We start from the raw sequence: 24,696 nt of genomic DNA, 5'->3' as shown, positions 1-24,696 counted from the left end.
CAAGCGATCGCCGTAGCGGTGAGAGCCCACCAGGAGGTTCCTGACGATCTGCTGACTGAAAGAGCGGATCGTGAGCTGCTCCAGCTCTGCTGTTTGCTCGGTGTGGGTGAACAGCTACCGGGTGGCCGAACTGAAGGCCTACTGCTGCACGGCTGACGCAAAGGACGCGATGAACGGATCAGCAATGTCGTGGGCCGCCAGGCTGATCAGCCCGAAACGCTGCTTGCGAGCGCCTGGACCTGCGCGTTGGTAGCGTAACGGAGCCGAGTGGCCGAGCCGCGGACCTCCCGGACGACAGTTTTCCCGCGGGGACCCGGGCCGAGCCATTGAGGATGCTCAATGTGGTAGCCAGCGACGCCAGCGTCTGCTGCGACGTCGTTCAGCCGCACTGCGCGGGTCATGCCGACGTCCCCCGAGCCGCTCGATCCACCGGCCACCGCGGGGGCTCACCTGCGGACAGTCGCCGCACCTCCTCCAGGGCGGCCTCGCCCATGCGGTGCAGCTCATTGCCCTGGGAGCCGGCGATGTGAGGGGTGATCGACACCGTGGGCGCCTCCCACAGCGCGTCGTCGGGGGAGAGGTCCTCGTGCACGTCCAGTACTGCGGCGATCCGGCCGCTGACGCACTCGGCGCGTAGGGCGTCCTCATCCACCAGGGCCGGCCGCGCGGTGTTGATGAAGGTCGTACCGTTCTGCATCAGCGCCAGGAGCTCGGCGCTGACCATGCCGCGGGTGGAGGGCACGTCCGGGGCGTGCAGGCTCACCACGTCACTGCGGGAGAACAGCTCGGGCAGCTCCACCTTCGTCGCGCCCAGCTGCTCGATCTGCTGTGCATCCACGTAGGGGTCGCTGATCAGCACCTCGAGGTCGAAGCGCTGCAGGTGCTCGGCCACCAGACAGCCGATGCGGGAGGCCCCGATCAGGCCCACCACCGCGCCGAAGGCGCCCACGCGAGGCATGCTCCTGCGCACCGCGTGCGCGGCCGCCGCGGTGCCTGCCCGCTGCCGCTGGCGTCGGTAGGCGGCCTCTTGCTGCAGGGTCCGCTTCCCGGCCAGCAGAATCTGGGCCAGGGTGTACTCGGCGACCGGCACGGCATTGGCTTCCGTCGCGGAAGTGACGACTACGTCGCCCTGCTCCCAGACCGCGTCGGAGACCACGAACCGCACCGTGCCGGCCGTGTGAACGACGGCCCGCAAGCGCGGCATCCGCGCGAGCGCCGCCGCATCCACCATCGGCGAGCCCCAGCCGGTGAGCAGGACCTCCACGTCGCGCAGCTCGGCGTCGGCCGCGGCTGCCAGATCCGGCACGGGGCGGGAGAGGTCGATGTCGACCAGGGCCCCCAGGAGCTCCTGCTGCTGCGGGGTGAAGATCTGCGCCACCAGCGCCGCGGGCATCGCGGCCAGCGCCCTCATCGGGGATCCCCGCCGCGTGCGGCCCGGGCCCCCGCCGTGATCAGCTCGCGCAGCGTCGCGGTCTCCCGCGCGAGGACCCGCGGGTCATCGCCCGGCACGAACTCCAGCAGGGCGTCACGGTCCGTTCCTTCCGCGGCCAGCATCGTGAACACCTCGCGCCACAGGTCGGCGCGCTCGCCGAGTGGGAGCCTCTCCGCCATCGGCCACCAGGAGAACACGTGGATCGTGGAGACCCGCGGCAGCACCCGACGCAGGGCCAACACCGCCTGGGCCTGCTCCATCCCCTGGTGCGGCTGCCAGTAGGTGCGCAGGGCCTCCCGGTCCACCTCTGTGAGCAGGCGCTCGGTGGAGGAGACCTCATCGGTGAGGGTGCGACCGTGGAACTCCAGACCCACCTCCAGCCCCGTGGCCGCCGCCCGGTCCACGAACGCCCGGATGCGGTCGACGATCAACGCGCGCTCCTCGGCGTCGACGTCGGCCGAGTCGCGGCTGCCGGCCCACACCCGCACCCGCGGGGCGCCCATCGCGAGCGCGGTCTCGATCACCGCGGCATTGGCGCCGTCCTCGTCGGTGCCGTCGAAGCGCAGGTAGGAGCCGTAGGAGGCGACGTCGAGGCCCGCCCGCTGCGTGAGCGCGCGGACGCTGTGCGCCTCATCCAGGTCGCTGGGGCGCACGTGCGCGTCCCCGGACCACTCGATGCACTCGAGGCCGGCCTGCGCGCTCACCTCCACCAGCGCTGCCGAGTCCAGTGCGCGGAAGGTGACGGAGCAGATGCCGGGACGGATCAATGGCGGGTCCTCTCGGATCGGTGGCCAGCTCAGGCCGCGGGATGGGAGGTGATGTACTGCTCCCTCGCCGGCCACGGCGCGCCGATGGCCAGCAGCACCCGGCGCGTTTGGCGGGCCAGCTGCACGTCCAGCTCCGCATCCTCCACGGGGTCCAGCTGGTACGGATCGGCCTCCAGGTTATGGCACACCGACTAGTGCTCGCCCTACTCAGACTCGGGACATGAGCGGCCCCGTCCCTATGACCGGCCCCGCCCCCATGAGTGGCCGCCCGGCCCGCCCGAACATCCTGCTGGTCGTCTCGGACGACCACGGCTACGGCGATCTCTCGCTGCGCGGCAGCCCTGATGCCCGCACCCCCAACCTGGACCGCCTGGCCGACTCCGGCACCGTGTTCGACAACGGGTACGTCTCCGCCCCGATCTACTCACCCTCCCGCGCAGGCCTGATCGCCGCGGCGCACCAGCAGCGCTGGGGAGCCCGCTGGTTCGACACCTCCGCGTTCCCGCCCGCAGGCCGCCCAGTGATGCCGGAGATCCTCCAGGAAACCGGGGACCGCACCGGCTACTTCGGCAAGGTGCACTACGGGACGGAGCGCCCCGGGGATAGGGCCTGCCCCGAGTGCCACGGCTTCGAGAGCTCCCTGTATGGGCTGGTGGGTCTGGCCATGGGGCGCCTGCACTACTTCACCCACACCCGTGCCGCGGTCGAGGAGTACGGGCAGGCCACCGGCCGGCGTGAGCACACCCTGGTGGTGTACCTGACCGACAACGGCGGCTCCACCTGCAACTACGGTGACAACACACCCCTGCACGGCACCAAGTACAGCTTGTTCGAGGGCGGGGTGAGGGTGCCGTTGGTGGTCTCCTGGCCCGGCACCGTGCCGGCCGACACGCGCTCCCAGGCCCTGGTCTCCGCCCTGGATCTGCTGCCGACGTTCGTTGCCGCCGCCGGAGCCGCACTCCCGGGCGGGCCGGTCATCGACGGGAAGGAGCTGCGCCCCGTGTGGGAGGCGGCCGATACGGCGGGGGCCGACGGCGCTGCGGGAGCAGTGGCGGGGGAGCATCCTCAGAGCCTGCGCAGCGCCTCGCTGATCCGCCCAGCCCCGGACTTCGGGCTCCAGTCCGCGTGCAGCACCCCGAACTGGTCCTGGTCGCTATCGCGCAGCTCGTACAGCATCACCTCTCGCACCGGGGCCTCGCGCAGCGCGGCCAGTGCCGAGGACAGGGCGACCCCCTGCTCGGCCTCGCTGAAGCACCCCGCGCAGGTCTGCAGTCCCAGCTCGGCCACCACCACGGGCTTGTGCACCAGCCGCTGCAAGCGCTCCAGGTGCTCGCCGAGCGCATCGATCCGCGCCTGGTCCGTCTGCGGGTACAGATCCACCCCCACCACGTCGAGCCGCGGACCGACCACCCCGAAGAACCGCGCCCACCGCTGCTCCATCGCATCGTCCACGGGGTAGCCGCCCGCTGTGGTGGTCACCCCCACCCCCGGCGCAGCCGAGCGGATGGTGCGCCGCGCCCGGGTCAGCACCGAGGCGAGCTCCTTGAGGTACGAGGTGGGCGGGATCTGCCCGAGGCTCTGCCCGGTGCGGATGTGCATCCCGTCGGCCTCGTTGAACACCTGCCACACCTCCACCCGATCACCGAGCCGCTCGGCCAGCACCCTCCAGTACTCGGTCATCGTGGCCAGGAACGTGCGCCCCGAGGACTGCAGCACGTCCTCCGGGACCGAGTCCGCCGTCACCAGGTACACGCGCAGATCGGCAGCGCGGGCGAGGTCCAGCGCCCGGTCCACGGTGTCCAGTGCCTGCTCGTCGAAGGCGATGGCTCCGTCCCGGTCCCAGTCCTCGACCACGTCGTAGGCGCGCACCGCGAGGCGCACCCAGCCCCCGCCGCCCTCCCGCACCGCCCGCAGGTCCCGCTCGAAGTCCCGCAGATCCGGGTTCGCGCCGGGCGCGGGGACCAGGTACCCGCCCCGACGGCCACGGCCCCTCATCGGGACGGCCAGCAGTGCTGCGCCCGCCGCGACCGTGCCCGCCGCAGCCCCGCCCACCACGGCCCGGCGTGGCAGGCACCTGCGGCCGGGCCCATGATCGTGCGGGCGACCTGACCCCGTCACGGGCCCGTGGAGCCGCGCCGCAGGTGGGCCCGGTAGGCCCGGCGATGCACGGCAGGTGAGATGCGGGCGCCCAGCTGCTGGCTGGTGGCCCCGGTCGCCGCGGCCTCGGCGAAGGTGCTCATTGGGGCCGCCGGCCGCTGGTGACCCCGCGCCTGCCTCATCAGGCGGTACGCACGAGCAGCACGGGCGCGCGCCGTGCGGATCTGAGCGCGCTCACCGCCCTCGCGGGCGAGGACCAGGGCGCGCCCGGCCGTGTCATGGGCGAGCATCACGTCCCCCATCGCCTCGGCCATGCTGGTGGCCTCCAGCAGGTCGGGCACGCTGCTGCGCTCGATCAGCCAGTCCCTCGGAGACGCCGGGTGGACGGGACGGGCCACCGGCAGCGGGGACTCGGTTCGCAGGAACTGGTGCGCCAGGCGCCGTGCCGCGTCGGTGACCCCCTGCAGTCCCAGGGGATCGGCTCGCTCTAGCTCCCCGGCGCAGGCGCTGAGCACCGTCAGGGCGTCGGGGATGCGGCCACGACGCCGTGCCTCGATGCCGGAGATCACCTGGGCGCCGCTGTCCGTGGCCCCGAGGGACCGCATGGAGTCGATGACCCGCTGCGTCTGCTGGGGAGCCCCGGCGAGCAGGAAGGAGCGGTACAGGCAGTGGTGCACGATCAGCCGATCCACCACCGAGGGGCTGCTCAGCTCGAGCATCTGCAGGGCCCGCGTGGCGTGTCCCAGGCCCTCGGCCACGGCCCCCTTGGTGATGAGGGCCTCGCCCTGGCGCGCCGCGGCCATGGCGCGGGTCGCTGGCGGGACGGTCAGGTCATGGCGCATGGTCTCGCAGATCGCGATCACCTCGTCGAAGCGACCGCCGCGCTGATGGCGGTGGGCGTGTGCGATCCTCAGCCGGGGGGACGCGCCCTCCGGCAGCCCGCGCGACGGGCCCGGGAGATCCGTGAACGGGTCCGTCAGGCTCAGGCGCACCCGGTGGGCGCCCTCGGCGATCTCCGGGTCCGGGTGCTCGTCCAGGTGCCGCAGCACGTCCTCGAGCTCATCGAAGCGACCCAGCATCCGCAGGCTGCGCGCGACCTGGAGCTTCAGTCGGGGATCGGAGCAGTCCGCGTGGGCGGCGAGCTCGAGCACCTGATGGGCGTCGCCGCGCTCGAAGGCGTGGGAGGCCCCGGTCGCGACCAGCCACGGATCGGGGTGCGTGTGGCACCGCACCGCGCAGCGGGCGAAGCCGAAGCGGGTCACGGGGGGCAGGGTGCGGATGTCCACGGCGCCCTGCAGGGTCTCCCACAGCCGGAGTCGACGAGCAGGGGGGATGCTGTGGGCCAGCATCTCCGAGAGCACCCGCTCGGCCAGACGGACGGTGCTGGGGGGCCCGGCGGTGGCGTGCAGCAGGCCCGTGGCGAGCAGGGAGCTGAGGACATCCGCCTCGGCGATCCTCAGCAGTGCGGACAGGGGAACGGCCTCCACCATGGCGATCATCAGGACCAGGTCGCGGGCGATCGGGCTCAGTCGGGCCAGGCGAGTGTCGTGGATGTGCTGGATGCCGGTGTAGTCGAGAGGGGCCACGAGGATCCAGGTCCCCTCATGCAGCTGCAGCGTGTCCTGGCGCCGCTGATGCCGTACCATTTCGATCAGCAGCTGGGGGTTGCCTCCCGTGGCGGTCGCGAGCATGTCGACGCTGCGGGGGGAGACCGGGGCGCCGAGGGTGCGCTCGAGCAGCCTCCGGCTGGAGTCGCGGTCCATCCCGCTGAGGTCGATGCGACGGATCCTGTTCTCGCACCACAGTGCGGTGAAGAGATCCGCCGGTGGGGTCAGGGTGTCGGTGGCGGCGAGCAGGGAGATGGCGCGCTCGCGGACGAGCTGGGTGACCAGGGAGGCGGAGAGCTCGTCGATGCGGTCGCAGTTGTCGACGACCAGCAGCACCGGCCTGTCCCCGGCGCGCTCCCGCAGAGCCCTGCTGATGACCCCGTAGGCCTCGAGGGGATCGGGAGGCAGCGGGCCGTCGGCATCGGTCGCCAGGAGCAGCAGGCTGCCGTAGGGCTGCTGCGCCAGGTGGGGGGTGCACAGCAGGCGTTCGATGTGGAACGTCCCGATGTAGCGCTCGAGGGCGTCCTCGATGGTGCGGGTCTTCCCGATCCCGGGTGGCCCGACCAGGAGGGCACCTTGCAGACGTGGTTCGGACAGTGACGCGTGCACCGCCGATTCGACATCGCCCGCCTGGAGTGCAGGGGGTGGCATGCCCAGCGGAGAGGCCGGGTCCAGAAGTCCAGTCATCAGGTGCTCGCTTCGACGCCGTGGCGGGGACAGAGGGCGAGAAGGCCTGGCCATCGCTTCCCTGCATCTGTCCAGGATACGCCGGTGCGTATACGCCGTGCCGGCAGTTTTTTCAAGAGCTGGGCGGCGTGAGTCCCGCCACGAACCGCGCGTGGGGTGCTTCCCACCGTGAGACCCCCCGCAGAAGGTGGTCTCGGCCATCAGCGCGAACCCCTCGGCCCCCAGCCCCAGCCCGGTGCCGTCGAGCGTTCCCCCGCGGAGGCCATGCAGTCCGCCGCCAGTGCGGCACCGCTCGCCTCCGCGCCCCCGGCCGAGGAGACGGCCCGTCCGTCAGTCTCGACCCAGCAGCTGGCCCATCGGCACGAAGTTCGCGAACTCGGCGTCCAGCTTGCTGCTGGCGGTCCCGGACTCGGCGGGCGAGCCGTCGGCCGTGGTTGCGGTGTCGCCGCCTGACTGAGCCTCGGCCTCGGCGGCGGCACCGGTGGTGCGCAGCATCATCGCCAGCTCCGCGGCCGCACGGCGGATCCGGGAGGACAGCGGCAGCGCGTCGGCCTGCCCCTCGGTGTCCGCACCGAAGTCTGCCGATGCCGCGAACACGGAGGTGGGCACGATCTGCGACTTGAGGTACGCGAACATCGGGCGGATCGCGTAGTCGATCGCCAGCGAGTGGCGGGGCGTGCCCGCCGTGGCCCCCAGCAGCACCGGCTTGTCCTTCCAGATCTCGATGTCCATCGCGTCGAAGAAGGACTTGAACAGCCCCGAGGGGCCCACGTTGAACACGGGGGTCACCGCGATCACCGCGTCGGCCGTGCGGATGGACTCCACCACCACGCCCAGGCGCTCGCCGGTGAAGCGGGTGAGCATGGCGTCGGTGATGTCGTGCGCCAGTTCGCGCAGCTCCACGGTCTGCACGTCCACCACCGCGCCCGTGCGCTCCAGCTCGAGGCGGGCGGCGCGGGAGAGCTGGTCGGCGAGCATGCGGGTGGAGCTGGGGGTGGAGAGTCCTGCGGCCAGCGCCACGATGCGGATCGGTTCGGTCATGGGAGTGCTCCCTTCGGGGTAGCGGGTGGCGGGGTGTCGTCGTGGTGTCAGGCCGGGCGGTTCTCGCTGCGGGAGTCCTCGGCGCGCAGCCCGGTCCAGTTGTCCCCGGTCTCGAACCTGTAGGCGTCGTCGAAGGCGCCGCGCTCTGCCTCGGCGGCCGCCACCAGGGTCTGGTGGGTGGGGGCATCGGGCACATCGACCGGGCGGCGGGCGTCCAGCTCCTTGCGCAGCACCGGCACCACCTCGGTGCCCAGCAGCTCGATCTGCTCCAGGACGGTCTTGGCGGGCAGGCCCGCGTGGTCCATCAGGAACATCTGGCGCTGGTAGTCGCCCACATGGTCGGCCATGGTCAGGTAGCGCTCCACCACCTGCTCCGGGGAGCCGACGGTCAGCGGGGTCATGCGGGTGAAGTCCTCCATCGAGGGGCCGCCGCCGTACACGGGGGCCGCGTCGAAGTAGGGGCGGAACTCGTTCCAGGCGTCCTGGCTGTTCTTGCGCATGAACGCCTGCCCGCCCAGGCCCACGATGGCCTGCGTGGCGGTGCCGTGGCCGTAGTGCTCGTAGCGCTCGCGGTACAGCTGCACCATCTGCTTGGTGTGGCTCATGGGCCAGAAGATGTTGTTGTGCAGGAAGCCGTCGCCGTAGTACGCGGCCTGCTCGGCGATCTGGGGGGAGCGGATCGAGCCGTGCCACACGAAGGGCGCGACGCCGTCCAGCGGGCGCGGGGTCGAGGTGAACTGCTGCAGCGGGGTGCGGAACTGGCCCTCCCAGTCCACGACGTCCTCGCTCCACAGGCGGCGCAGCAGGTCGTAGTTCTCGATCGCGAGCTCGATGCCCTTGCGGATGTCCTGGCCGAACCAGGGGTACACCGGGCCGGTGTTTCCGCGGCCCATCACCAGGTCCACGCGGCCGCCGGTGAGGTGCTGCAGCATCGCGTAGTCCTCGGCGATCTTCACCGGGTCGTTGGTGGTGATCAGGGTGGTGGCGGTGGAGAGAATGATGCTCTCGGTCTGCGCGCCGATGTAGGCCAGCGTGGTGGTGGGGGAGGAGGTCACGAACGGCGGGTTGTGGTGCTCGCCGATCGCGAACACGTCCAGGCCCACCTGCTCGGCGAGCCTGGCCTGCTCCACGATGGACCTCAGCCGCTCGTTCTCGGTGGGGACCTTGCCGGTGGCCACGTCGGGCGTGATGTCGGCGATGGAGAAGACCCCGAACTGCATGTCGCGCTCCTGACGAAGTGATGGGACCCGGGCGGCGCAGTGCACCCCTGTGGCAATAGTTCAAAACTAAACTATTACTGGAGAGGACGCAAGGCGGAAGGCCTGTGGCATCGGTGACGTCGCACTCAGTCGACCTGGTCGGCCGGCGCCTCCCACGTGATGCACTGCGAGAGATCACCGTTGGCATCCCGCCCCGCGTTCACCCACGCCGCCCGGGACTCGGCCGACGGCTCGGCGGGGCTCGCCGGATCGGCCTGCGCCTCCGTAGAGGTCACGAACTCCTCGACCCTCTCGGTGGGCCGGGGGCCGGTGGGCTGCTGGAAGGCGGCCGCCGAGCCGAAGCAGGACTGCTGCAGGGCGTACCGGCGCCGCATCTCCTCGGAGCCCGCGGCATCGCCCTCCAGCCCGTCCAGCAGTGCTCCGTAGTAGCTGTGCAGGGATGTCGCGGCGACGGGGAACCCCGCATAGGAGTAGGACAGGTGCCACATGTACAGCTGCGGGGACTCCACCGCTGAGGTGGTGGAGAAGCCGGGGTCCCATTCGGCGGGCCAGTACAGGGTGTTGTCGCCGATGCACGCGCGCGGAGCGGTGCCGGTGAAGGTCTCCGGTGCGCAACTGGATGCGGCGGGCGGCTCCGCGGCGGGGTGGACCACCACCTCGGGGGCGGTGAACTCGACTCCCTGCTCCCGCAGCGCCTGCCCCCAGGTGGTCGCCAGGCACGAGGCGCCGGCCTCCAGGTAGGCCTGCAGCTCCTCGTCGGGGACCTTGCCCTCCGAGGCCGGCAGGCTGCAGCCGGCCGGAACCGAGAGCGTGGCCGCAGTGAGCGGGTTGGTGGCCATCACCTGCAGCAGCTCCTCGGGGGTCCCCTCGGGCTGCTCGCCCTCCTCCAAGGGGCGCCACTGAGCGGGATCCGCCGGGTCCTCCTCGGAGCTCGCGGCGGGCGGCTCCGAGGCGGCGGGAGTCCCGGGCTGGTCCAGCCATAGCAGGCCCACCCCGGTGCCGATGCCCAGCAGGAGCAGTACCGCACACCCCAGGGCGATGGCGGGCACCAGCAGCCTGCGCTGCCGTGGGGCCGTCGCATCGACCCCCGGTGGCAGGCCCGCTGCCCCCGCAGCACTCCCAGAGCCCGCAGCAGCGGCCGACGAGGGACTCGCCACGGGGTCGGGGTCCACTGGGAACTGGAAGCGCGGCCGCTGGTCGAACCGCTGGATCGGAGCGGCGTCGGCGGGCCGGTACTCGCGCTCGGCGAGGGCCGGTGAGCCGCCGGAGCTCGGCACCGCCGGCGATGCCGCGGGAGCAGGCGGTGCCGCGGGAGCAGGCGGTGCCGCGGGAGCAGGCGGTGCCGCGGGCGCTGAGGATGCGGCTGGAGGAGGCGATGCCGGTGCCGGCGGGCCAGGGGGCTCCGCGGTGGTGAGACTGCTGTGCAGGTACGTCCCCCACGGAGGCGACGCGGGGTCTGGGCCTCCCCCGGAGGGCGGCGGTGCAGAATCGATGAAGTCATCATCGGAGCCGGCGGCGGGTGCCTGCGGGGCCGGGCTGGGAACGCTGGCGATGAAGTCCTCGGACGGCGCCAGGGTGGACTCCGGGAGCTCGGGTCCAGGTCCCGGCGGCGGCGCCCACGAGGAGTGGTCCTCCTGCGGCGGCAGAGCCGGGCGCAGCACGGTGTCCTCCTCGTCGACCCCCGCGCCGGGGCCGTCCAGGCCGTGTCCGCGGCTCACGCGACCTGCTCCGCCGGCACCAGCCAGGTGTTGCAGCGGGTGAGATCGCCCCCGGCCTCGAATCCCTGCCTAACCCAGTGCGCGCGGGACTCCGGCGCGATGGTGGAGGCGGAGGCGTCAGCCGGGGTCCAGTGCTCCACGCTGGTGAGGGTGTCCCGCACCTGCTGGGAGGGCTGCGAGGCCTCGGGCACGCGCATGCTCACCGCGCTCGCCAGGCACAGGTGCTGCAGCCAGTAGCGCCGATTCGCCTCGGCCTGCCGGTCCGGATCGTCCTCGAGCTTCGCGTCGAGCGCTCGGTAGTACGGCCACATCCCCGTGTTCCAGGTGACGCCGTTGAGGTAGTTGAGCGACAGGTCCCACAGGTACATGGTGGGGACCTTCGCCGGATCCTCCTGCTGTGCCCCGTACCCGGCGCCCAGCGGCCAGTAGAGGACCCCGTCGAGATTGCACTGACGCGGTGAGGTCTGCTCGAAGGTGTCCGGCTCGCACGGGGACTGAGGGATGTCCGGCCAGGTGTACACGTGGATCCTCGGCGGGATCCAGGGCAGGTTCCGGTCCGAGCTCGCGGTCGCCCATACCCGGTTCAGGCAGGCGCCGGCGGCGTCGAGGAGGGTCTGCAGCTGCTCGGCGTCGTGATCCACCGGTGTCGCCGGCAGCTCGCAGGTGCCGGTCGCCTCCATCGTGCCCTCGGTGAGCGGGGAGGCAGCCAGGATCGCCCAGACGTCATCGGCGCTGCCCTCGACCTCGTCGATCGGGGAGATGATCCTGTAGGTCGGGGCCTCCGCCGTGGGGCTCTCCGTGGTGGGGGTCTCGGTGGTCGGCGACGGCGTGGTGGTCTCGGGCTCCGGCGTGGTGGTGGGTTCTGCCGTCTGCTCGCCGCGGCCGGACAGCGCGAGGTAGGTGATCCCGCCGCCGATCCCGAGCAGCAGCGTGAGGATGCAGCCCGAGGCCACCGTGATCAGGGCCCAGGGCTTCTTCGGCGGTGGCGTCTGGCCGTAGCCCCCTGAATCTGGTGCCGACATCACGTCCCCCTCCCATGCGCTGCCTCACACGAAGGATATCGGGGTGCCCGGGCTCGGGGGACGGTGTTCGGGCAGGTGGCGGAACGCTGCCGCTCGGCGCATGCGAAAGACCCCTGACTCGCGATCAGCATCGCAGGTCAGGGGCCTTTCGTTCGGCGGAGGATGGAGTGTGCGAGTTCACGACATCGTTGACAGCCCTGGGCAGGGATCGTGCTGGTGATCGTTGACCGGTGAGTCGCGTCATCGTTGACGAACCGGGGGTCGTGTTCGTTGCGGACGGCAATCGATGACAATGCGCGGCAACCGGTGGAGCATGTCACAGTGACTCGACACCGTTGCTGTGTTCCCTGCGCTGCCCTGTGCCGAGACCGCCGAAGGAGTCGGAGAGCGATGCTCATCGCCCGTGCGCTGCACACCGTCCACACAGACGGCCCCTGGATCCGCCTGCTCACCAACGGGCCAGAGATCCGTTTGCTGCTGCTCACGCCCGAAGTACTGAGAATCCGTGCCAGCTTCGACGGAGCCTTCGAGGAAGCCTCCTACAGCCTGGTCACCACCGCCTGGGAAGACCGCCTTGATCCCGTGCTTGGCGAGGAGCGCACTCGCGTCGATCCCCTCCCGCTCACGATCGACGCGGATGAGGACGACCACGTGCTGATCAGCGGCGGCCGACTCACCGTGCGTGTGGACCGCAACCCCTTCGCGATCACGGTGACGGATCAGGACGGCCAGGTGCTGCACCGCGACGTGCCGGGGATCGCCTGGCAACAGGACACCAACAAGCGCGTGCTGCACTATGCCGTGGCCGGCGAGCACGACGCGTTCTACGGCTTCGGTGAGAGCACCGGGAGCCTGGACAAGTCCCGTCGCGCCCTGACGCTGAGCCCGAAGGACGCACTCGGCTTCGACCCCGAGAACTCGGATCCGCTGTACAAACACATCCCGGCCGGGATCCGCCTGGACCGCGCCACCCGGCGAGCAAGCGGCATGTTCTGGCACACGACGTGGGCGCTGGATCTGGATCTCGCGCGCGAGCACTCGAATTACTGGCCGCGCCGTACCCGCATGCGCGCCGACGGCGGGGACCTGGATCTGTTCGTCATCGCTGGCCCGTCGATCCGTGACGTCGTGCGGCGCATCACGATGCTCACCGGCCGCTCCGCCATGCTGCCGCGGCAGGCGCTCGGCTACCTCGCCTCGTCCATGTTCTACGCCGAACTGGATCGCGACTGCGACCAGGCGCTGCTGAACTTCATCGACACCGCGCGCAGCGAAGGCATCCCGGTGGACGGCTTCCAGCTCTCCTCCGGCTACACCACCCAGGACACGGCCGACGGGCCGAAACGCTGTGTGTTCACCTGGAACGATGACCGCTTTCCCGATCCCGAGGGGTTCTTCGCGTCAATGCGCGAGCGTGGCATCGTCGTCTCCCCCAATGTGAAGCCCGGCATCCTCGACGTGCACCCGCGCCTGAGCGAGTTCGCGAGTGCCGGCGTCCTCGTGCGCACAGCAGAGGGCGCACAAGGCGATGTAGGCGGGGCTAACGGCCCGGCTGGGGCAGATGGCTCCGCCGGACCCGACGGCTCTTCCGGAATCGACAACGCAGCGAACCATGCAGCCGACGCCGATGTCGCCCCCGACGCCGAGCGTGGCATGTGGTGGGGCGGACCCGGCCGGTTCGTCGACTTCACGTCCCCAGCCGCCCGCGAGGCTTGGGCGACCTGGCTGCAGGAGGCCGTGCTCGACAAGGGCACGCTCTCGGTCTGGAACGACAACTGCGAGTACGACTCGATCGTGGATCAGGATGCCCGGGTCGACTTCGAAGGCCACGGCGCCACCATCGGCCGACTGCGCACCGTGATGGCGAACCTCATGTGCGCCACCACCCATGACGCGATCCGCGCCGTCGACCCCGACGCTCGCCCGTTCGTGGTGTGCCGTGCCGGGCACGCCGGCATCCAGCGGTACGCCCAGACGTGGGCGGGCGATAACTTCACCTCCTGGCGATCGCTGCAGCACAACATCGCCACGATCCTCGGGATGGGCTTGTCCGGTGTGGCCCATCACGGCTGCGACATCGGCGGCTTCGCCGGCCCACGGCCCGGCCCCGAGCTGCTACTGCGCTGGGTTCAGCACGGCATCTTCCAGCCGCGCTTTTCCATCCACTCGGTCAACAGCGACAACACGGTCACTGAGCCGTGGATGCATCCGTCGGTCGCTCCGCTCGTGCGCGAGGCGATCCTGCTGCGCTACCGCCTCACGCCCTACCTGTACTCGCTGATGCGCCGCGCGTACGTCGAGGGTCTGCCGCTGATGGAGCCGATGGTCTCCGCTTTCCAGCAGGACCCGGCACTGGATACCACCAGCAGCGAGTTCATGCTCGGCGACGCCCTGCTGGTCGCGACCGTGCTCGAAGAGGGGGCGCGGACCCGCACCGTGCGTCTGCCTGCCGGGCGGCGTTTCCACGAGCTCGACACAGGACGCGTGCACGAGGGCGGGCAGGAGATCACCCTGGACGTGGACCTCTCCTCCATCCCGCTGTTCCTGCCCGATGGCGCGATCCTGCCGATCGCTGCCGAGCAGCCGATGAGTCTGACCGGCGCGGGACCCGAGAGTCTGCGAATTCTGTGCGCACCCCCGGCCGCTGCCGACGGCCCCGCCGAGTTCGTGCTCTACGAGGACGACGGCGCAACCCGCGCTTACGAGCGCGGCGACCTGCGCGAATCCACCATCACCGTCAATGGCGGTGACCGCATCGAGATCACACTGACACGCTCAGGCTCTTTCCGCAGCCCGCTCAGCCACGTGCAGTGGGAGGTGATCTGCCCGTCCAGTGCCCCGTACTGGGTGCAGATCGACGGTGAGCGCATTGACCAGGAGCTGCATCGCCCGCGCTTCGATGCGGCACGGCGGGCCTGGCACTACGACCCGGAGCTCGGCCGCGCACTGGTGCGCATGCCGGACGACGGTGCCGACCACCGCATCGTGGTCAGCGTCGAGCCCTTCGACATGATCGGAATGTGAGATTGCGATGAACCACGCGCTCCCCACCCGGCGCCGCGCTCTGGCGCTCGCTGGCGCCGTTGGCCTCGGGTCGATGGCACTCGCCAGCTGCGGCGACCCCTCCCGGCAGATGACCAGTGCGGACGCCAGCAGCTCCGCACCGCTCACGCTGTCACTGGCCAACAGTCTGGACCCACAGCACGTGACGTCGAAGGCCCTCGCCGCCTTCGCGACTGAGGTGGAGGAGCGCAGCCAGGGCCGGTTGCGGATCTCCATGTTCGACAGCGGACAGCTGGGGAGCGAACCCCAGGTGCTCGGCCAGCTACGTCAAGGAATCGTCGATATGACCCGCGTCGGCTCACCAGGGCTTGCCGCCTGGAACCCGGGCTACCACGCATTCGGACTGCCCTACGTGTTCGACTCCGAAGAGCACTACTACGCGGCGCTCGACTCCGATGCCATGCAGCGCTTCTTCACCTCGAATGAGGATGCTGGCCTGCTGGGCTTGACCTATTTCACCTCCGGCGCCCGCTCCTTTTACACCGGCAGCACTCCGGTGCGTACACCGGAGGATGCCGCCGGGTTGAAGATCCGCATCCAGGACATGCGCACACAGGTGCGGATGATGTCCGCGATGGGCGCTTCCCCGATCGTCATGGCCTTCGGTGACATCTACACCGCCCTGCAGACCGGGCTGATCGACGGCGCCGAATCGAATGAGACCGCGCTGGACCAGTCCGGGCACGGTGAAGTCGCCAAGTGCTTCTCCCTCACCGAGCACACGCGCATCCCCGACCTGCTCACCATCGGCACGCCCGCCTGGGAGCGGCTGGATGAACAGGACCGCACCACCTTGCGGGAGGCCGCGCAAGCCGCCACCGAGAACCACAAGAAGGACTGGGCCACCAGCATCGAGGAGTCCTATTCCGCAGCGGCCGAGATGGGCGTGGAGTTCATCGAGGACATCGATCAGGAGGGCTTCCGGGAGGCAACCCGCGAGGTGGTCGACGAGTTCGGCGCGGACTTCCCCGAGGTGGCCGACGTTCTGGACATCATCGAGAAGGCACGAGGCTGAGGAGAGCTGGTATGAGAGGCATCGCAACCATCCGCCGCGGCCTCGCCACGGCCCTGCTGTGGAGCGCAGGCACACTGCTCGTACTCATGACCGTGCTGGTCATGATCCAGATCGTCACGCGCTACGCGTTGAACCAGCCCACCGCCTGGACCGAGGAACTGGTGCGCTACGCCTTGATCTGGACAAGTTTCCTCGCGGCGTCGTACGCATTCCTCGAGCGTCGGCACATGGCGCTGTCGATCCTTCCGGACCGCTTGTCGGCCCCCGCCCGGCGCGGACTGACCCGCGCCGTGGACGTGCTGGTGCTGCTGTTCGCCGTGCTCGTGCTCGGTATCGGCGGTGTGATGCTGGTGCTGTCCTCGCTGGGCGATATGTCGGCGCTGCTGGGCATCTCCCGTGGCGCCGTCTACGCGATTGTCCCGATCAGCGGCCTGATGATTGCTCTTGCTCAGGTCACCGCCCTGCTGGACCCGTCGGCCGACGGCACGAGCAGCCAGGCAGCCGCGGCGACGCAGGCGACCCAGGCGACTAAGCCCTCCGCCGTCGCAGGCGATACCCGATCCACGGCGGATGCCAGCCGTCCCTCGACACGGACGGAGGACAAGCGATGAGCGCCCTTGGTGCTGCCCTTCTGCTGTTCGGGCTGTTCTTCCTGCTGCTGTTCGCATCGGTCCCGATCTCCATTGCGATCGGCGTCTCGAGCTTCGTCACCATCGTCGCGGTGCTCGGCTGGAGCGACGCCACCTTCATCCTCGGGCAGCAGATGACCGGCGGCGTGGAGAGCTTCCCGCTGCTGGCGATCCCCCTGTTCATCCTCGCCGGCAACATCATGAACAGCGGCGGTATCGCGCGACGCCTGATCGACCTGGCACTCGTGATCGTTGGTCGCGTGCCCGGCTCCCTCGCGCACACCAACGTGGTGGCGAACATGCTGTTCGGCGCCCTGTCCGGATCCGCGGTGGCCTCCGCTGCCGCGATCGGCGGCACCCTGCACCGTCGGCAGGACGAGGAAGGGTATGACCCGGCGTTCTCGACCGCGGTGAACATCTCCTCCGCCTCCACCGGGCTGCTCATCCCGCCGACCACCGCAGCGATCGTCTACTCCACGATCGCCGGCGGTGTGTCCGTCTCGGCGCTGTTCATGGCCGGATACATTCCCGGCATCCTGATGGGCCTCGTGGTGATCGCGGTGGCGACAGCGATCGCGCTGCGCCAGGGGCTGCGTGGAGGCGAGGGCGTCGGCATACGGCAGGGGCTCATTGTGCTGCTGCGCGCCATCCCCTCGCTGCTGCTGATCATCATTGTGGTCGGCGGCATCGTGGCCGGCGTCTTCACCGCTACGGAGGGTGCCGCCGTCGCCGTCGTGTACTGCCTGGTGCTCTCCCTGATCTACCGAGCACTGAACCGGGAGACGATCACACGGATCATCCGCGACACCGTGAGCGCCACCGGCGTGGTGATGCTGCTCGTGGCCGCCTCCAGCGCGATGAGCTGGATCATGGCGTTCAGCGGGATCCCCGGGGCGATCACCGACGCCATGCTGTCGGTCGCGTCCTCCGGGCCGGTGGTAATCGCTCTGATGCTCATTGTGCTGCTGGCCGTGGGCACGTTCCTGGACATCACGCCGGCGATCCTCATCTTCACCCCGATCATGCTGCCCATCGCAGAGAGCGTAGGCATGGACCCGGTCCACTTCGGCATGGTGCTGATCATGGCGATGTGCGTCGGCACCATGACCCCGCCGGTCGGGTCGGTGCTGTTCGTCGCCACCGGCATCACGGGGGTGAGCATCGAGCGGGTGGTGCCGCGCCTGCTGCCGTTCTTCGCCGCGCTTATCGCACTGCTGATCCTCATCGCGTACGTGCCCGCGCTGTCGCTGTGGTTGCCGGGGCTCACTGGCTCGCTCGAGTGATCCTGCATAGCTAATCCAGCACGGAAAACACCATCATCGCTGGTCACGCGGCGCAGGGTGCGGTGTGTGAGTTCACGACACAGCCCTGGGCAGGGATCGTGCTGGTGATCGTTGACCGGTGAGTACCGCATCGACCCTGCCCGGGACTACCAGCCCAAGCTCCCCCGAACCCACAGCACACCCGCCGGGAGACCGAACTCCGGCCCGTCTGTGAACCCACGCAAAAAAGCCTGAGTCGCGACATCATCTGTCAACGATGTCGCGACTCAGGACACGGCGGAGGATGGGGGATTTGAACCCCCGAGGGCGTTAACCCAACACGCGTTCCAGGCGTGCGCCATAGGCCGCTAGGCGAATCCTCCAGCGCTCATAGAGCGAGATACAGATTACCCGACGCTCCCCATTGGCGCTAACCGGGACGGCCCAGGTCACATTCGGCGCCCCCTCACCGCAGGGCGGGCCCGATCCCGGTCGAGCCGCGCACCCGCAGGACGGGTGCCACGACGCTGAGGGAGTCGTGCTCGCGACCCCGCCACCTCTCCTGGAGCATCTGCGCCGCGAGCCGGCCCATCTCCGATCGTGGCTGGTTCACGCTGGTCAGGTGCGGCCGCACGGTGAGGGCCACGGTGGAGCTGTCGTACCCCACCACGCTGAGCTGCTGCGGCACCTGTACCCGGTGGTCCGCGGCCCGGTGCAGCACCGAGACCGCGGCGATGTCGTTCGCCGCGAACACCGCCGTGGGAGCGTCCTGGTCACCGCGCCGCAGCGCGCGCAGCACCATCTCCATCCCGTCACGGGGCGAGTCCGGACCGATCACGTGCACCTGCTCGCGCAGACCCAGGCGCTCCGCCTCGGCCAGGAACCCGGCCCGCCGGGACGCGGGACCAGGGCGGGTGGACAGGGTGACGTGCACCAGGTGCCGATGACCCCGCTCCACGAGGTGGCGCACCGCCAGCGCCGCCCCTGCTTCGTCGTCGTTGCGCACCGTGTCCGTACCGGGCACCGCGTCCTGCATGCGGCCGATCACCACCACCGGCAGTGTCGCCGCGGCTGCCTCGAGAGCGGCAGGGCTCAGCCAGGTGGTCACCGCGATGACGCCGTCCACGCCCAGGCCCAGCAGTCGCTGCAGCTGCCGCTCCAGGTGAGCGCTGTCGCGCCGACCATGCGCGATCACCACTCCGAGCCCCTCCCGCTCCGCGTGCTCCTCGATCCCCGCGATCACATCGGTGTGGTACGGGTTGCCGAGGTCCGTGGGGAGCACCCCGATCAGTCCACCCCCGGGGGAGGCCGCACCCGCGCGGCGGTACCCCAGCCGACGGGCGGCGGCGAGCACCGCGAGCCGCGTCTCCCGCCGCACCCCGGGGCGGTCGTTGAGCGCCATCGAGGCGGTGGCCGAGGAGACCCCGGCCTCGCGGGCGACGGCGGCGAGGGTGGGGCGCGAGGATCTCACGTCCCACGTCTATCACCCGGGTCGACCGCGCCGATGCGCTGATGACGTGCGCACCTGAAGAGTTTCAGGCACCGTGGCGAAGGTGTGCCGACGGGTTCACCGACTGTTCACGGGCGGCCCGCCGGTCGCTCCTAGCGTGGGAACCACCGGCCCACCACCGGGCCTCCCCCCGAACGGAGAGACGTGAGCACCGCGCTGTCGACCACCACCCCTGCCGCCGACGAGCACCGCCCTGCCGTACTGCCGCGCCCCCGGGCCCTGCTGCTGGACTTCGGCGGCGTGGTCTTCTCCACCACGCCCCGCGTGAGCTGGGCCCGGGACCTGGCTGCTGAGCTGGAGGACCGCAGCCGCGCCCTTGGCATCAGTCTCGATGCCGAGCAGCTGGAGGAGTCCCTGCGAGCCGGCCGCACCGCACTGTCGCTGTGGAAGAACGCCGCCTCCCGCCGCCACGAGCCGCGGGAGCTCACGCCGCGCGAGATCGTCGCGGACTTCCTGCTGGCCGATCTCCCTGCGGCCGCCCGGGCCGCACTGGCACTGGACGCCAGCGCGATCCTGGCCTCGATGGCGGTGCTGGTCTCCGACCACCATGTGCGCCCGGGCATCCCGGAGCTGCTGTCCGTGGCGCGTGAGCACGACGTCCGCCTGGGCATCGTCTCCAACGCCCACTCCGGTCGCGCGCACCGGGAGCTCCTCGAACAGCACGGCCTGGCCCGGTACTTCGGCGTGCAGGTGTACTCCGATGAGGTGGGCATCCGCAAGCCCCACCCCGGGATGATCCACCGAGCCGCCGAGGCACTCGGGACCCTGCCCGAGCATGCCTGGTACGTGGGCGACACCTTCGATCGGGACGTCGTCGCCGGCCGCCGTGCCGGGGTTGGCACCGTGGTGATAACCCGCGACCGTCGCACCGACCACCCTCCGTTCGCAGTTACCGACACCCCCGACCTGATCCTGGAGACGCCTCAAGACCTGGTGGCCCACCTCCACACGGCACTGGCCGAGGGCGACCGCGGTTCTGAGCCCGCAGCAGCAGCTCGCCTCGGTGTCACCGACCGCGGCCTGCGCCCGACTGCTGCTGGCCCCGCGCATCCCGCTCTGCTGCTGGACCACGGCGGCGTGGTCACCCTGTCCACTCCCAACCCGCAGCGGAACCGACAGGTGGGCGAGCTGATCGTCGACCTCGCGCAGCGCATCGGGACCCCTGTCACCATCGAGCAGGCGCAGCAGGCCGTGGACGAGGGCTGGGAGCGGCACAGGGCCCGCAAGAGGGAGCGCGACGCCCAGGCCGATGCCGGGCACCGCCACGCGGAGGTGGACCCCGCTGAGCTGTGGGGCGATCTGGTCGGCCGCGACCTGCCCGAGACCCTCCGGGCCGCACTTCGGATCGAGGGTCCCCAGCTGTCCCTGGCGCTGCACCGCGCCAAGTCCCTGCCCGCCCCGCGCCCCGGGGCGGTCGAGCTGATCCGGTGGTGCGCCGAGCACGGAGTCGTGGTCGGCATCGTGTCCAACACCATCTCCGGCCGAGGGGTGCGGGAGATCCTGGAGCGCTACGGCGTGGGCCACTTGATCGGCCCGGCCGCCTACTCCGACGAGATCGGGGTGCGCAAACCCGGCACCGCCGTCTTCGAGGCGGCTCTCGCCGGGCTGGAGACCGATCCCGGTGACGTCGTCTACGTGGGGGACAAGGTCCTCAACGACGGCCGCGGCGGTCGCGAGGCCGGGATCGGCACCGTGTGCCTGCTGCGCGGTGGCAAGGACCCCGACGAGGCCCTCGACTCCGCCCTTGCTGCCGGCCACGCCGACCACGTGCTCGACTCACCGCTCGACGTCATCGACCTGCTCGCCTCGCGCCTGACCCCTGCCTCATGACTCCCCACACCGATCCGACGCACTGACCCCACGTCCTGACCCCACGTCCTGCCCTTCTCACCTGCTTGCCCTTCTGCCCCAAGGAGCCCCGCCATGACCACCCAGAACTCACCCCGGACCACCGACGACCAGCGCCGCGGCACCCTGCGCGGCACCGTGGACGGCCTGCGCCGCGTGGACCTGACCACTTCCCAGAAGCTGATGATCTTCGTGCTGTCGATGAGCCTGTTCGGGCTCTCGAACATCATCCTGGAGATCATCCCCGACCCCTCGATCGGCCCCGTCGACGTCTCCGTCTCCTACATGGTGTTCGTTCCCCTGGTGATGGCGGCCCTGTTCTCCCCGCTCTGGGCGGCGCTGGGTGCACCGCTGGGGGAGATCGTCTTCACGGATCTGCTGATGGGTGACTTCTCCGGCCTTGCCGAGGTCGAGGGCTACCTGCAGATGTTCCTCGCGGTCTACATCGCCGGCTCCCTGATCCGCAATCCCCGCAGCCGGGTCCAGATCGTCATCGGTGCGCTGGTGGTGGTGCTGGTGGACAAGGTGCTCTCGGCCGTGGTGGACCTGTCCAAGGTGTGGATCGGCGTGGAGGACGCCGAGTTCGTGGAGGGTCTGCCTGAGTCGGTGCTGGCCCTGGAGATCATCGGTCTGGGCGTGGACGTGCTGATGAGCGGCATCCTGCTGGGTGCCATCCCTGCCCTGTGGCTGATCCCGGCTCTGCACGGGAAGATCGAGCCGCTGATGGGCATGCGCCCCCGCGTTCCCGGTGAGCCGATCCCCGGCCGTGCCCCGCGCACCCCGCTGTTCGTCGGCTTCGCGCTGCTGCTGGCCATCGCCTCCTTCGGCTTCGCGTTCCTGGAGGCCTTCGACCTCAACGCCGGCGCATGGGAGCCCGACTTCCTCGACCGGTTCGGCAGCTGGTTCATCGTGGTCTCGGTGGTGGCGATCGCGCTGGTGCTGCTCGTGGCGCTGATCCTGTTCCGCCTCTCCCGCACCGCCGCCGACACCGAGCTGCACGAAGCTGAGGTGCGCGAGGACGTCGCACGGGCCGAGGCGGACCGGGCCGATTCCGGCCGGGCCGAGGCGGACCGGGCCGAATCGCCCTACACCCGTCAGCAGCGCTGACCGACCCGCCGGAGCATCCCGTGCAGACCGTGCCCCCGACCTCCTCCCCGTTCCCGTCCTCCTCTCCGTCCACAGGCAGCGGTGACCCGGTGATCGTGGTCAAGGACCTCTCCTTCCGCTATCCCGGGACCGACCGCGACACCCTGCGCAACGTCGACCTCACCATCGAGCGAGGGGACTTCGTGGCGGTGGTCGGGGGCAACGGCTCTGCCAAGACCACCCTGTGCAAGACCTTCAACGGACTGGTGCCGCACTACTGGAACGGTGACTTCGCCGGCAGTGTGCACGTGGGCGGCACCGACACCTGGGAATCCTCCGTCGCCGAGCTGTCCAGCCGGGTCGGGTACGTGTACCAGGACTTCCAGAACCAGCTGGTGCGGCCCACCGTCCGCGACGAGGTCGCCTTCGGGCCCCTCAACTTCGGCCATGCGGACTACCGCGAGCGCACCGAGGAGGCTCTCGCGCAGCTGGGCATCAGCCACCTGCGCGACAGCTTCGTTTGGCAGCTCTCCGGAGGGCAGGCGCACCTGGTGGCGCTGGCCGCCGTGCTGGCCCTGCGGCCGGAGGTGGTGGTGGTCGACGAGCCGGTGGCCGAGCTCGACCCGGCGCGCGCCCGCGAGATCTACCTGCGCCTCCAGCAGCTGAACCGCGAGCACGGCATCACCGTGGTGACGATCGAGCACCACGCCGAGTTCATCGCGGAGTTCGCCCGCTCGGTGGTGCTGATGGCCGACGGCGCCCCCGTGTGGCACCTGCCCGTCCAGGAGGCCATGGACCGCCACCGCGAACTGGAGGACAACGGCATCCCTGCGCCCGATGCAGTGTCCCTCACCGCGGCGGTGGGCGCCGATCGGGTGGCCCTCGACGTGGACTCCGCGGTCCCGATGCTGCGCCCCCACCTGCGGGAGGCACCGCCTGCCGAGCCCGCCGCGGATGACACCGTCGGGCCCGAGGGCCGCGGCGAGGTCGTCGCCTCCCTGCGCGGGGTGAACCACGGCTACCGCACCGTGCGCGGCGATCTCGCTCCGGTGCTGATCGACCTGGACCTCGACCTGCACGCGGGGGAGCGGATCGCACTGGTGGGCACCAACGGCGCCGGCAAGACCACGCTGATGAAACTGCTGACCGGCCTGATGGTCCCCCGTTCGGGCACCGTCACGGTCACCGGCATCGACACCCGCTCCCGCTCCGCCGCCCGCCTCGCCGACCATGTCTCCTACCTCTACCAGCACCCTCAGCGGATGTTCCTCAAGGACACCGTGCGGGCCGACATCGCGCTGTTCCCTGCGGGCCGCCAGGTCCCGGGGGCGCAGGAGCTGGTGGAGGAGGTGCTGGGGCGGGTGGGCCTGGAGGAGCTCGCCGAGCGGGACGGCCGCAGCCTCTCGGGCGGCCAGCAGCGCCGCGCCACCATCGGCATCGGGCTCGCCATGCGCCCCTCCCTGCTGCTGCTGGACGAGCCCACCTCCAGCCTCGATGTGCGCTCCCGCGACGACGTGATCGGGATGCTCGACTCACTGGCCGACACAGTGCGCTGCGCGGTGGTGGCCAGCCACGACATGGAGCTGGTGGCCACCTGGGCCAGTCGCGTGATCGTCCTGGACCAGGGCCGGGTGCTGGCCGACGTCACCCCGCGCGAGCTGTTCGCGCGCCCCGAGATCACCCGCCAGGCGCGACTGGTGCCTCCCCAGGCCGCGCGGATCGCGCACAGCCTGGGCATCGACCCGTTGCCGTTGACCGCCGCCGAGCTGCGTGCCCATCTGTGCACCCAGGACTCCGCTCTCATGATCGGAGGTCGCTGCTGATGGCCCGCAAGACCCATGACGTGCTCAGCGTCGACTGGGTGCGCCTCGAACTGCTGCGCACCGCCTACTCCACGCGCGGCGGCCTCTTCGCCCGGATGGATCCGCGGATGGTGCTGGCCTGGTACGTGCTGCTGGCGCTGGCGCCCTGGTTCACCCACAACCTCACTGTGCTGCTGGTGCTGTTCGGCCTGGGTGTGGCCTCGGTGGCCCTGGCCCGGGTGGGACCGCTGGTGCTGGGCCTGTTCGTGATCGGCCTGGGGGCCGACGTGGTGGGGCTGTTCGTCGCCTCGTTCCTGTTCGGCGGCAATCTGGACACGCTGGTGGCGCTGGCCGAGCTGAACCTCAAGCTGGGTGCAGTCTCGATGGCATCCATGGCGGCCTTCGTGTCCTTGGATCCGGAGAAGCTCTCGGACGCACTGCTGGCGCTGCGGGCCCCCGAACTGCTCGCCTTCGGCGTGAGCTACGGGTACCGCATGCTGCCGATCCTGGTGGACGAGTACGTGACCGTGTTCGAGGGGCAACGGCTGCGCCACGCCCCACCACCGCATCGGGGCGTCCTCGGATGGAGGGTGATCCTGCGGTGGTGCACACTGGCCGTGACCGCGTTCTATCCGATCATGCTGAACACCGCCAAGAACGTGCGCACCACCGTGGAAGCGCTGGAGACCCGGGGCTTCACCTACGGCGCGGCGAATACCAGCGGCCGCACCCTGCGCCTCGCCTACCTGAGGGTGACCGCGCTCGATGTCGCGGTGCTCGCCGCCTCCGCGCTCACGGTGATCGGGGCGTACTGGGTGGGCGGCCAGTACCCGCTCCACCGCTGAGCACTCGTGCCGACGGCCCGGCGGCACCCACCACTGGGGGGGGGG

The 24,696-nt window shown here is 70.5% G+C and carries 18 protein-coding genes, 1 tRNA gene and 1 pseudogene; 9 read left to right on the top strand and 11 right to left on the bottom strand.

What is annotated here, in order from left to right; translation table 11 throughout:
* Positions 1–397: 397 nt before the first annotated feature.
* The 3 genes from M3B01_RS10440 to M3B01_RS10430 are packed head-to-tail and all read right to left on the bottom strand — an operon-like array spanning position 398 to position 2,387.
* A complete protein-coding gene (locus M3B01_RS10440; RefSeq protein ID WP_259791889.1) occupies positions 398–1,411 on the bottom strand; it encodes a hydroxyacid dehydrogenase in 1,014 nt (337 codons plus the stop codon).
* Entirely contained in the window at positions 1,408–2,199 is a 792-nt protein-coding gene (locus M3B01_RS10435) for a sugar phosphate isomerase/epimerase (RefSeq protein ID WP_259791887.1), read from the bottom strand. The genes M3B01_RS10440 and M3B01_RS10435 overlap by 4 nt, the downstream gene beginning before the upstream one ends.
* Before the next feature lie 29 nt (positions 2,200–2,228).
* Positions 2,229–2,387 carry a hypothetical protein gene (locus M3B01_RS10430; protein WP_259791886.1) on the bottom strand — a complete coding sequence of 53 codons (159 nt, stop codon included), beginning with the start codon at positions 2,385–2,387 and terminating at the stop codon, positions 2,229–2,231.
* A 32-nt stretch (positions 2,388–2,419) separates the two neighbouring features.
* Here M3B01_RS10430 and M3B01_RS10425 point away from each other — a divergent pair.
* Positions 2,420–3,199: pseudogene (locus tag M3B01_RS10425) on the top strand (sulfatase-like hydrolase/transferase); the annotation flags it as partial.
* Between the two features lie 65 nt (positions 3,200–3,264).
* Here M3B01_RS10425 and M3B01_RS10420 read toward each other — a convergent pair.
* From M3B01_RS10420 to M3B01_RS10395, 6 genes are all read right to left on the bottom strand, one after another.
* Positions 3,265–4,194 (bottom strand): hypothetical protein, encoded by a 930-nt coding sequence (locus M3B01_RS10420; RefSeq protein ID WP_259791893.1) that lies wholly within the window; start codon positions 4,192–4,194, stop codon positions 3,265–3,267.
* A gap of 119 nt (positions 4,195–4,313) precedes the next feature.
* Entirely contained in the window at positions 4,314–6,590 is a 2,277-nt protein-coding gene (locus M3B01_RS10415; protein WP_259791884.1) for an AAA family ATPase, read from the bottom strand.
* 330 nt (positions 6,591–6,920) lie between these two features.
* A complete protein-coding gene (locus M3B01_RS10410; protein ID WP_259791879.1) occupies positions 6,921–7,631 on the bottom strand; it encodes a CE1759 family FMN reductase in 711 nt (236 codons plus the stop codon).
* A 47-nt stretch (positions 7,632–7,678) separates the two neighbouring features.
* Positions 7,679–8,851, bottom strand: coding sequence for an LLM class flavin-dependent oxidoreductase (locus M3B01_RS10405; RefSeq protein WP_259791877.1), 1,173 nt, complete (start codon positions 8,849–8,851; stop codon positions 7,679–7,681).
* Positions 8,852–8,976: 125 nt separating this feature from the next.
* Positions 8,977–10,569: a hypothetical protein gene (locus M3B01_RS10400; protein WP_259791892.1), complete on the bottom strand. Its 1,593-nt coding sequence runs from the start codon at positions 10,567–10,569 to the stop codon at positions 8,977–8,979.
* Entirely contained in the window at positions 10,566–11,591 is a 1,026-nt protein-coding gene (locus tag M3B01_RS10395; RefSeq protein ID WP_259791875.1) for a hypothetical protein, read from the bottom strand. The genes M3B01_RS10400 and M3B01_RS10395 overlap by 4 nt, the downstream gene beginning before the upstream one ends.
* 390 nt (positions 11,592–11,981) lie before the next feature.
* Here M3B01_RS10395 and M3B01_RS10390 point away from each other — a divergent pair, with 390 nt between their 5' ends.
* The 4 genes from M3B01_RS10390 to M3B01_RS10375 all read left to right on the top strand — a co-directional run bounded on the left by M3B01_RS10390 (position 11,982) and on the right by M3B01_RS10375 (position 17,581).
* Positions 11,982–14,615: a TIM-barrel domain-containing protein gene (locus M3B01_RS10390; RefSeq protein ID WP_259791874.1), complete on the top strand. Its 2,634-nt coding sequence runs from the start codon at positions 11,982–11,984 to the stop codon at positions 14,613–14,615.
* A 73-nt stretch (positions 14,616–14,688) separates the two neighbouring features.
* Positions 14,689–15,669 carry a TRAP transporter substrate-binding protein gene (locus M3B01_RS10385; RefSeq protein ID WP_259791872.1) on the top strand — a complete coding sequence of 327 codons (981 nt, stop codon included), beginning with the start codon at positions 14,689–14,691 and terminating at the stop codon, positions 15,667–15,669.
* An 11-nt stretch (positions 15,670–15,680) separates the two neighbouring features.
* The gene (locus M3B01_RS10380) at positions 15,681–16,280 is read left to right on the top strand and encodes a TRAP transporter small permease (protein WP_259791870.1); all 600 of its coding nucleotides are present in this window, start codon (positions 15,681–15,683) and stop codon (positions 16,278–16,280) included.
* Positions 16,277–17,581, top strand: coding sequence for a TRAP transporter large permease (locus M3B01_RS10375; RefSeq protein ID WP_193866478.1), 1,305 nt, complete (start codon positions 16,277–16,279; stop codon positions 17,579–17,581). The genes M3B01_RS10380 and M3B01_RS10375 overlap by 4 nt, the downstream gene beginning before the upstream one ends.
* Before the next feature lie 277 nt (positions 17,582–17,858).
* Here the strand turns inward: M3B01_RS10375 and M3B01_RS10370 are convergent.
* Positions 17,859–17,943 (bottom strand) — tRNA-Ser (locus M3B01_RS10370).
* An 83-nt stretch (positions 17,944–18,026) separates the two neighbouring features.
* The gene (locus M3B01_RS10365) at positions 18,027–19,031 is read right to left on the bottom strand and encodes a LacI family DNA-binding transcriptional regulator (RefSeq protein WP_259791868.1); all 1,005 of its coding nucleotides are present in this window, start codon (positions 19,029–19,031) and stop codon (positions 18,027–18,029) included.
* 183 nt (positions 19,032–19,214) lie between these two features.
* Between M3B01_RS10365 and M3B01_RS10360 the strand changes: the two genes are divergently transcribed.
* The 4 genes from M3B01_RS10360 (at position 19,215) to M3B01_RS10345 (ending at position 24,651) form a co-directional block, all read left to right on the top strand.
* Positions 19,215–20,900 (top strand): HAD family hydrolase, encoded by a 1,686-nt coding sequence (locus tag M3B01_RS10360; RefSeq protein ID WP_259791867.1) that lies wholly within the window; start codon positions 19,215–19,217, stop codon positions 20,898–20,900.
* A 93-nt stretch (positions 20,901–20,993) separates the two neighbouring features.
* Positions 20,994–22,025, top strand: a complete 1,032-nt coding sequence (locus tag M3B01_RS10355) for a cell division protein FtsQ (protein WP_259791866.1) — start codon at positions 20,994–20,996, stop codon at positions 22,023–22,025.
* A 20-nt stretch (positions 22,026–22,045) separates the two neighbouring features.
* Positions 22,046–23,827: an ABC transporter ATP-binding protein gene (locus tag M3B01_RS10350; RefSeq protein WP_396123358.1), complete on the top strand. Its 1,782-nt coding sequence runs from the start codon at positions 22,046–22,048 to the stop codon at positions 23,825–23,827.
* The gene (locus tag M3B01_RS10345; RefSeq protein WP_259791865.1) at positions 23,827–24,651 is read left to right on the top strand and encodes an energy-coupling factor transporter transmembrane protein EcfT; all 825 of its coding nucleotides are present in this window, start codon (positions 23,827–23,829) and stop codon (positions 24,649–24,651) included. Before M3B01_RS10350 ends, M3B01_RS10345 begins: the two co-directional genes overlap by 1 nt.
* Positions 24,652–24,696 lie beyond the last annotated feature (45 nt).

This window comes from Brachybacterium sp. p3-SID957, assembly GCF_025144775.1.
GTDB lineage: Bacteria > Actinomycetota > Actinomycetes > Actinomycetales > Dermabacteraceae > Brachybacterium > Brachybacterium epidermidis.
This window is presented reverse-complemented; position numbering and strand designations above follow the sequence as displayed.

Bases quoted from the DNA above. Each gene is read 5' to 3' on its own strand.
- M3B01_RS10345 (WP_259791865.1), top strand. From the start codon at position 23,827: ATGGCCCGCAAGACCCATGACGTGCTCAGCGTCGACTGGGTGCGCCTC.
- M3B01_RS10380 (WP_259791870.1), top strand. From the start codon at position 15,681: ATGAGAGGCATCGCAACCATCCGCCGCGGCCTCGCCACGGCCCTGCTG.
- M3B01_RS10440 (WP_259791889.1), bottom strand. From the start codon at position 1,411: ATGAGGGCGCTGGCCGCGATGCCCGCGGCGCTGGTGGCGCAGATCTTC.
- M3B01_RS10385 (WP_259791872.1), top strand. From the start codon at position 14,689: ATGGCACTCGCCAGCTGCGGCGACCCCTCCCGGCAGATGACCAGTGCG.
- M3B01_RS10395 (WP_259791875.1), bottom strand. From the start codon at position 11,591: ATGTCGGCACCAGATTCAGGGGGCTACGGCCAGACGCCACCGCCGAAG.
- M3B01_RS10375 (WP_193866478.1), top strand. From the start codon at position 16,277: ATGAGCGCCCTTGGTGCTGCCCTTCTGCTGTTCGGGCTGTTCTTCCTG.
- M3B01_RS10420 (WP_259791893.1), bottom strand. From the start codon at position 4,194: ATGAGGGGCCGTGGCCGTCGGGGCGGGTACCTGGTCCCCGCGCCCGGC.
- M3B01_RS10410 (WP_259791879.1), bottom strand. From the start codon at position 7,631: ATGACCGAACCGATCCGCATCGTGGCGCTGGCCGCAGGACTCTCCACC.
- M3B01_RS10415 (WP_259791884.1), bottom strand. From the start codon at position 6,590: ATGACTGGACTTCTGGACCCGGCCTCTCCGCTGGGCATGCCACCCCCT.
- M3B01_RS10390 (WP_259791874.1), top strand. From the start codon at position 11,982: ATGCTCATCGCCCGTGCGCTGCACACCGTCCACACAGACGGCCCCTGG.
- M3B01_RS10405 (WP_259791877.1), bottom strand. From the start codon at position 8,851: ATGCAGTTCGGGGTCTTCTCCATCGCCGACATCACGCCCGACGTGGCC.
- M3B01_RS10355 (WP_259791866.1), top strand. From the start codon at position 20,994: ATGACCACCCAGAACTCACCCCGGACCACCGACGACCAGCGCCGCGGC.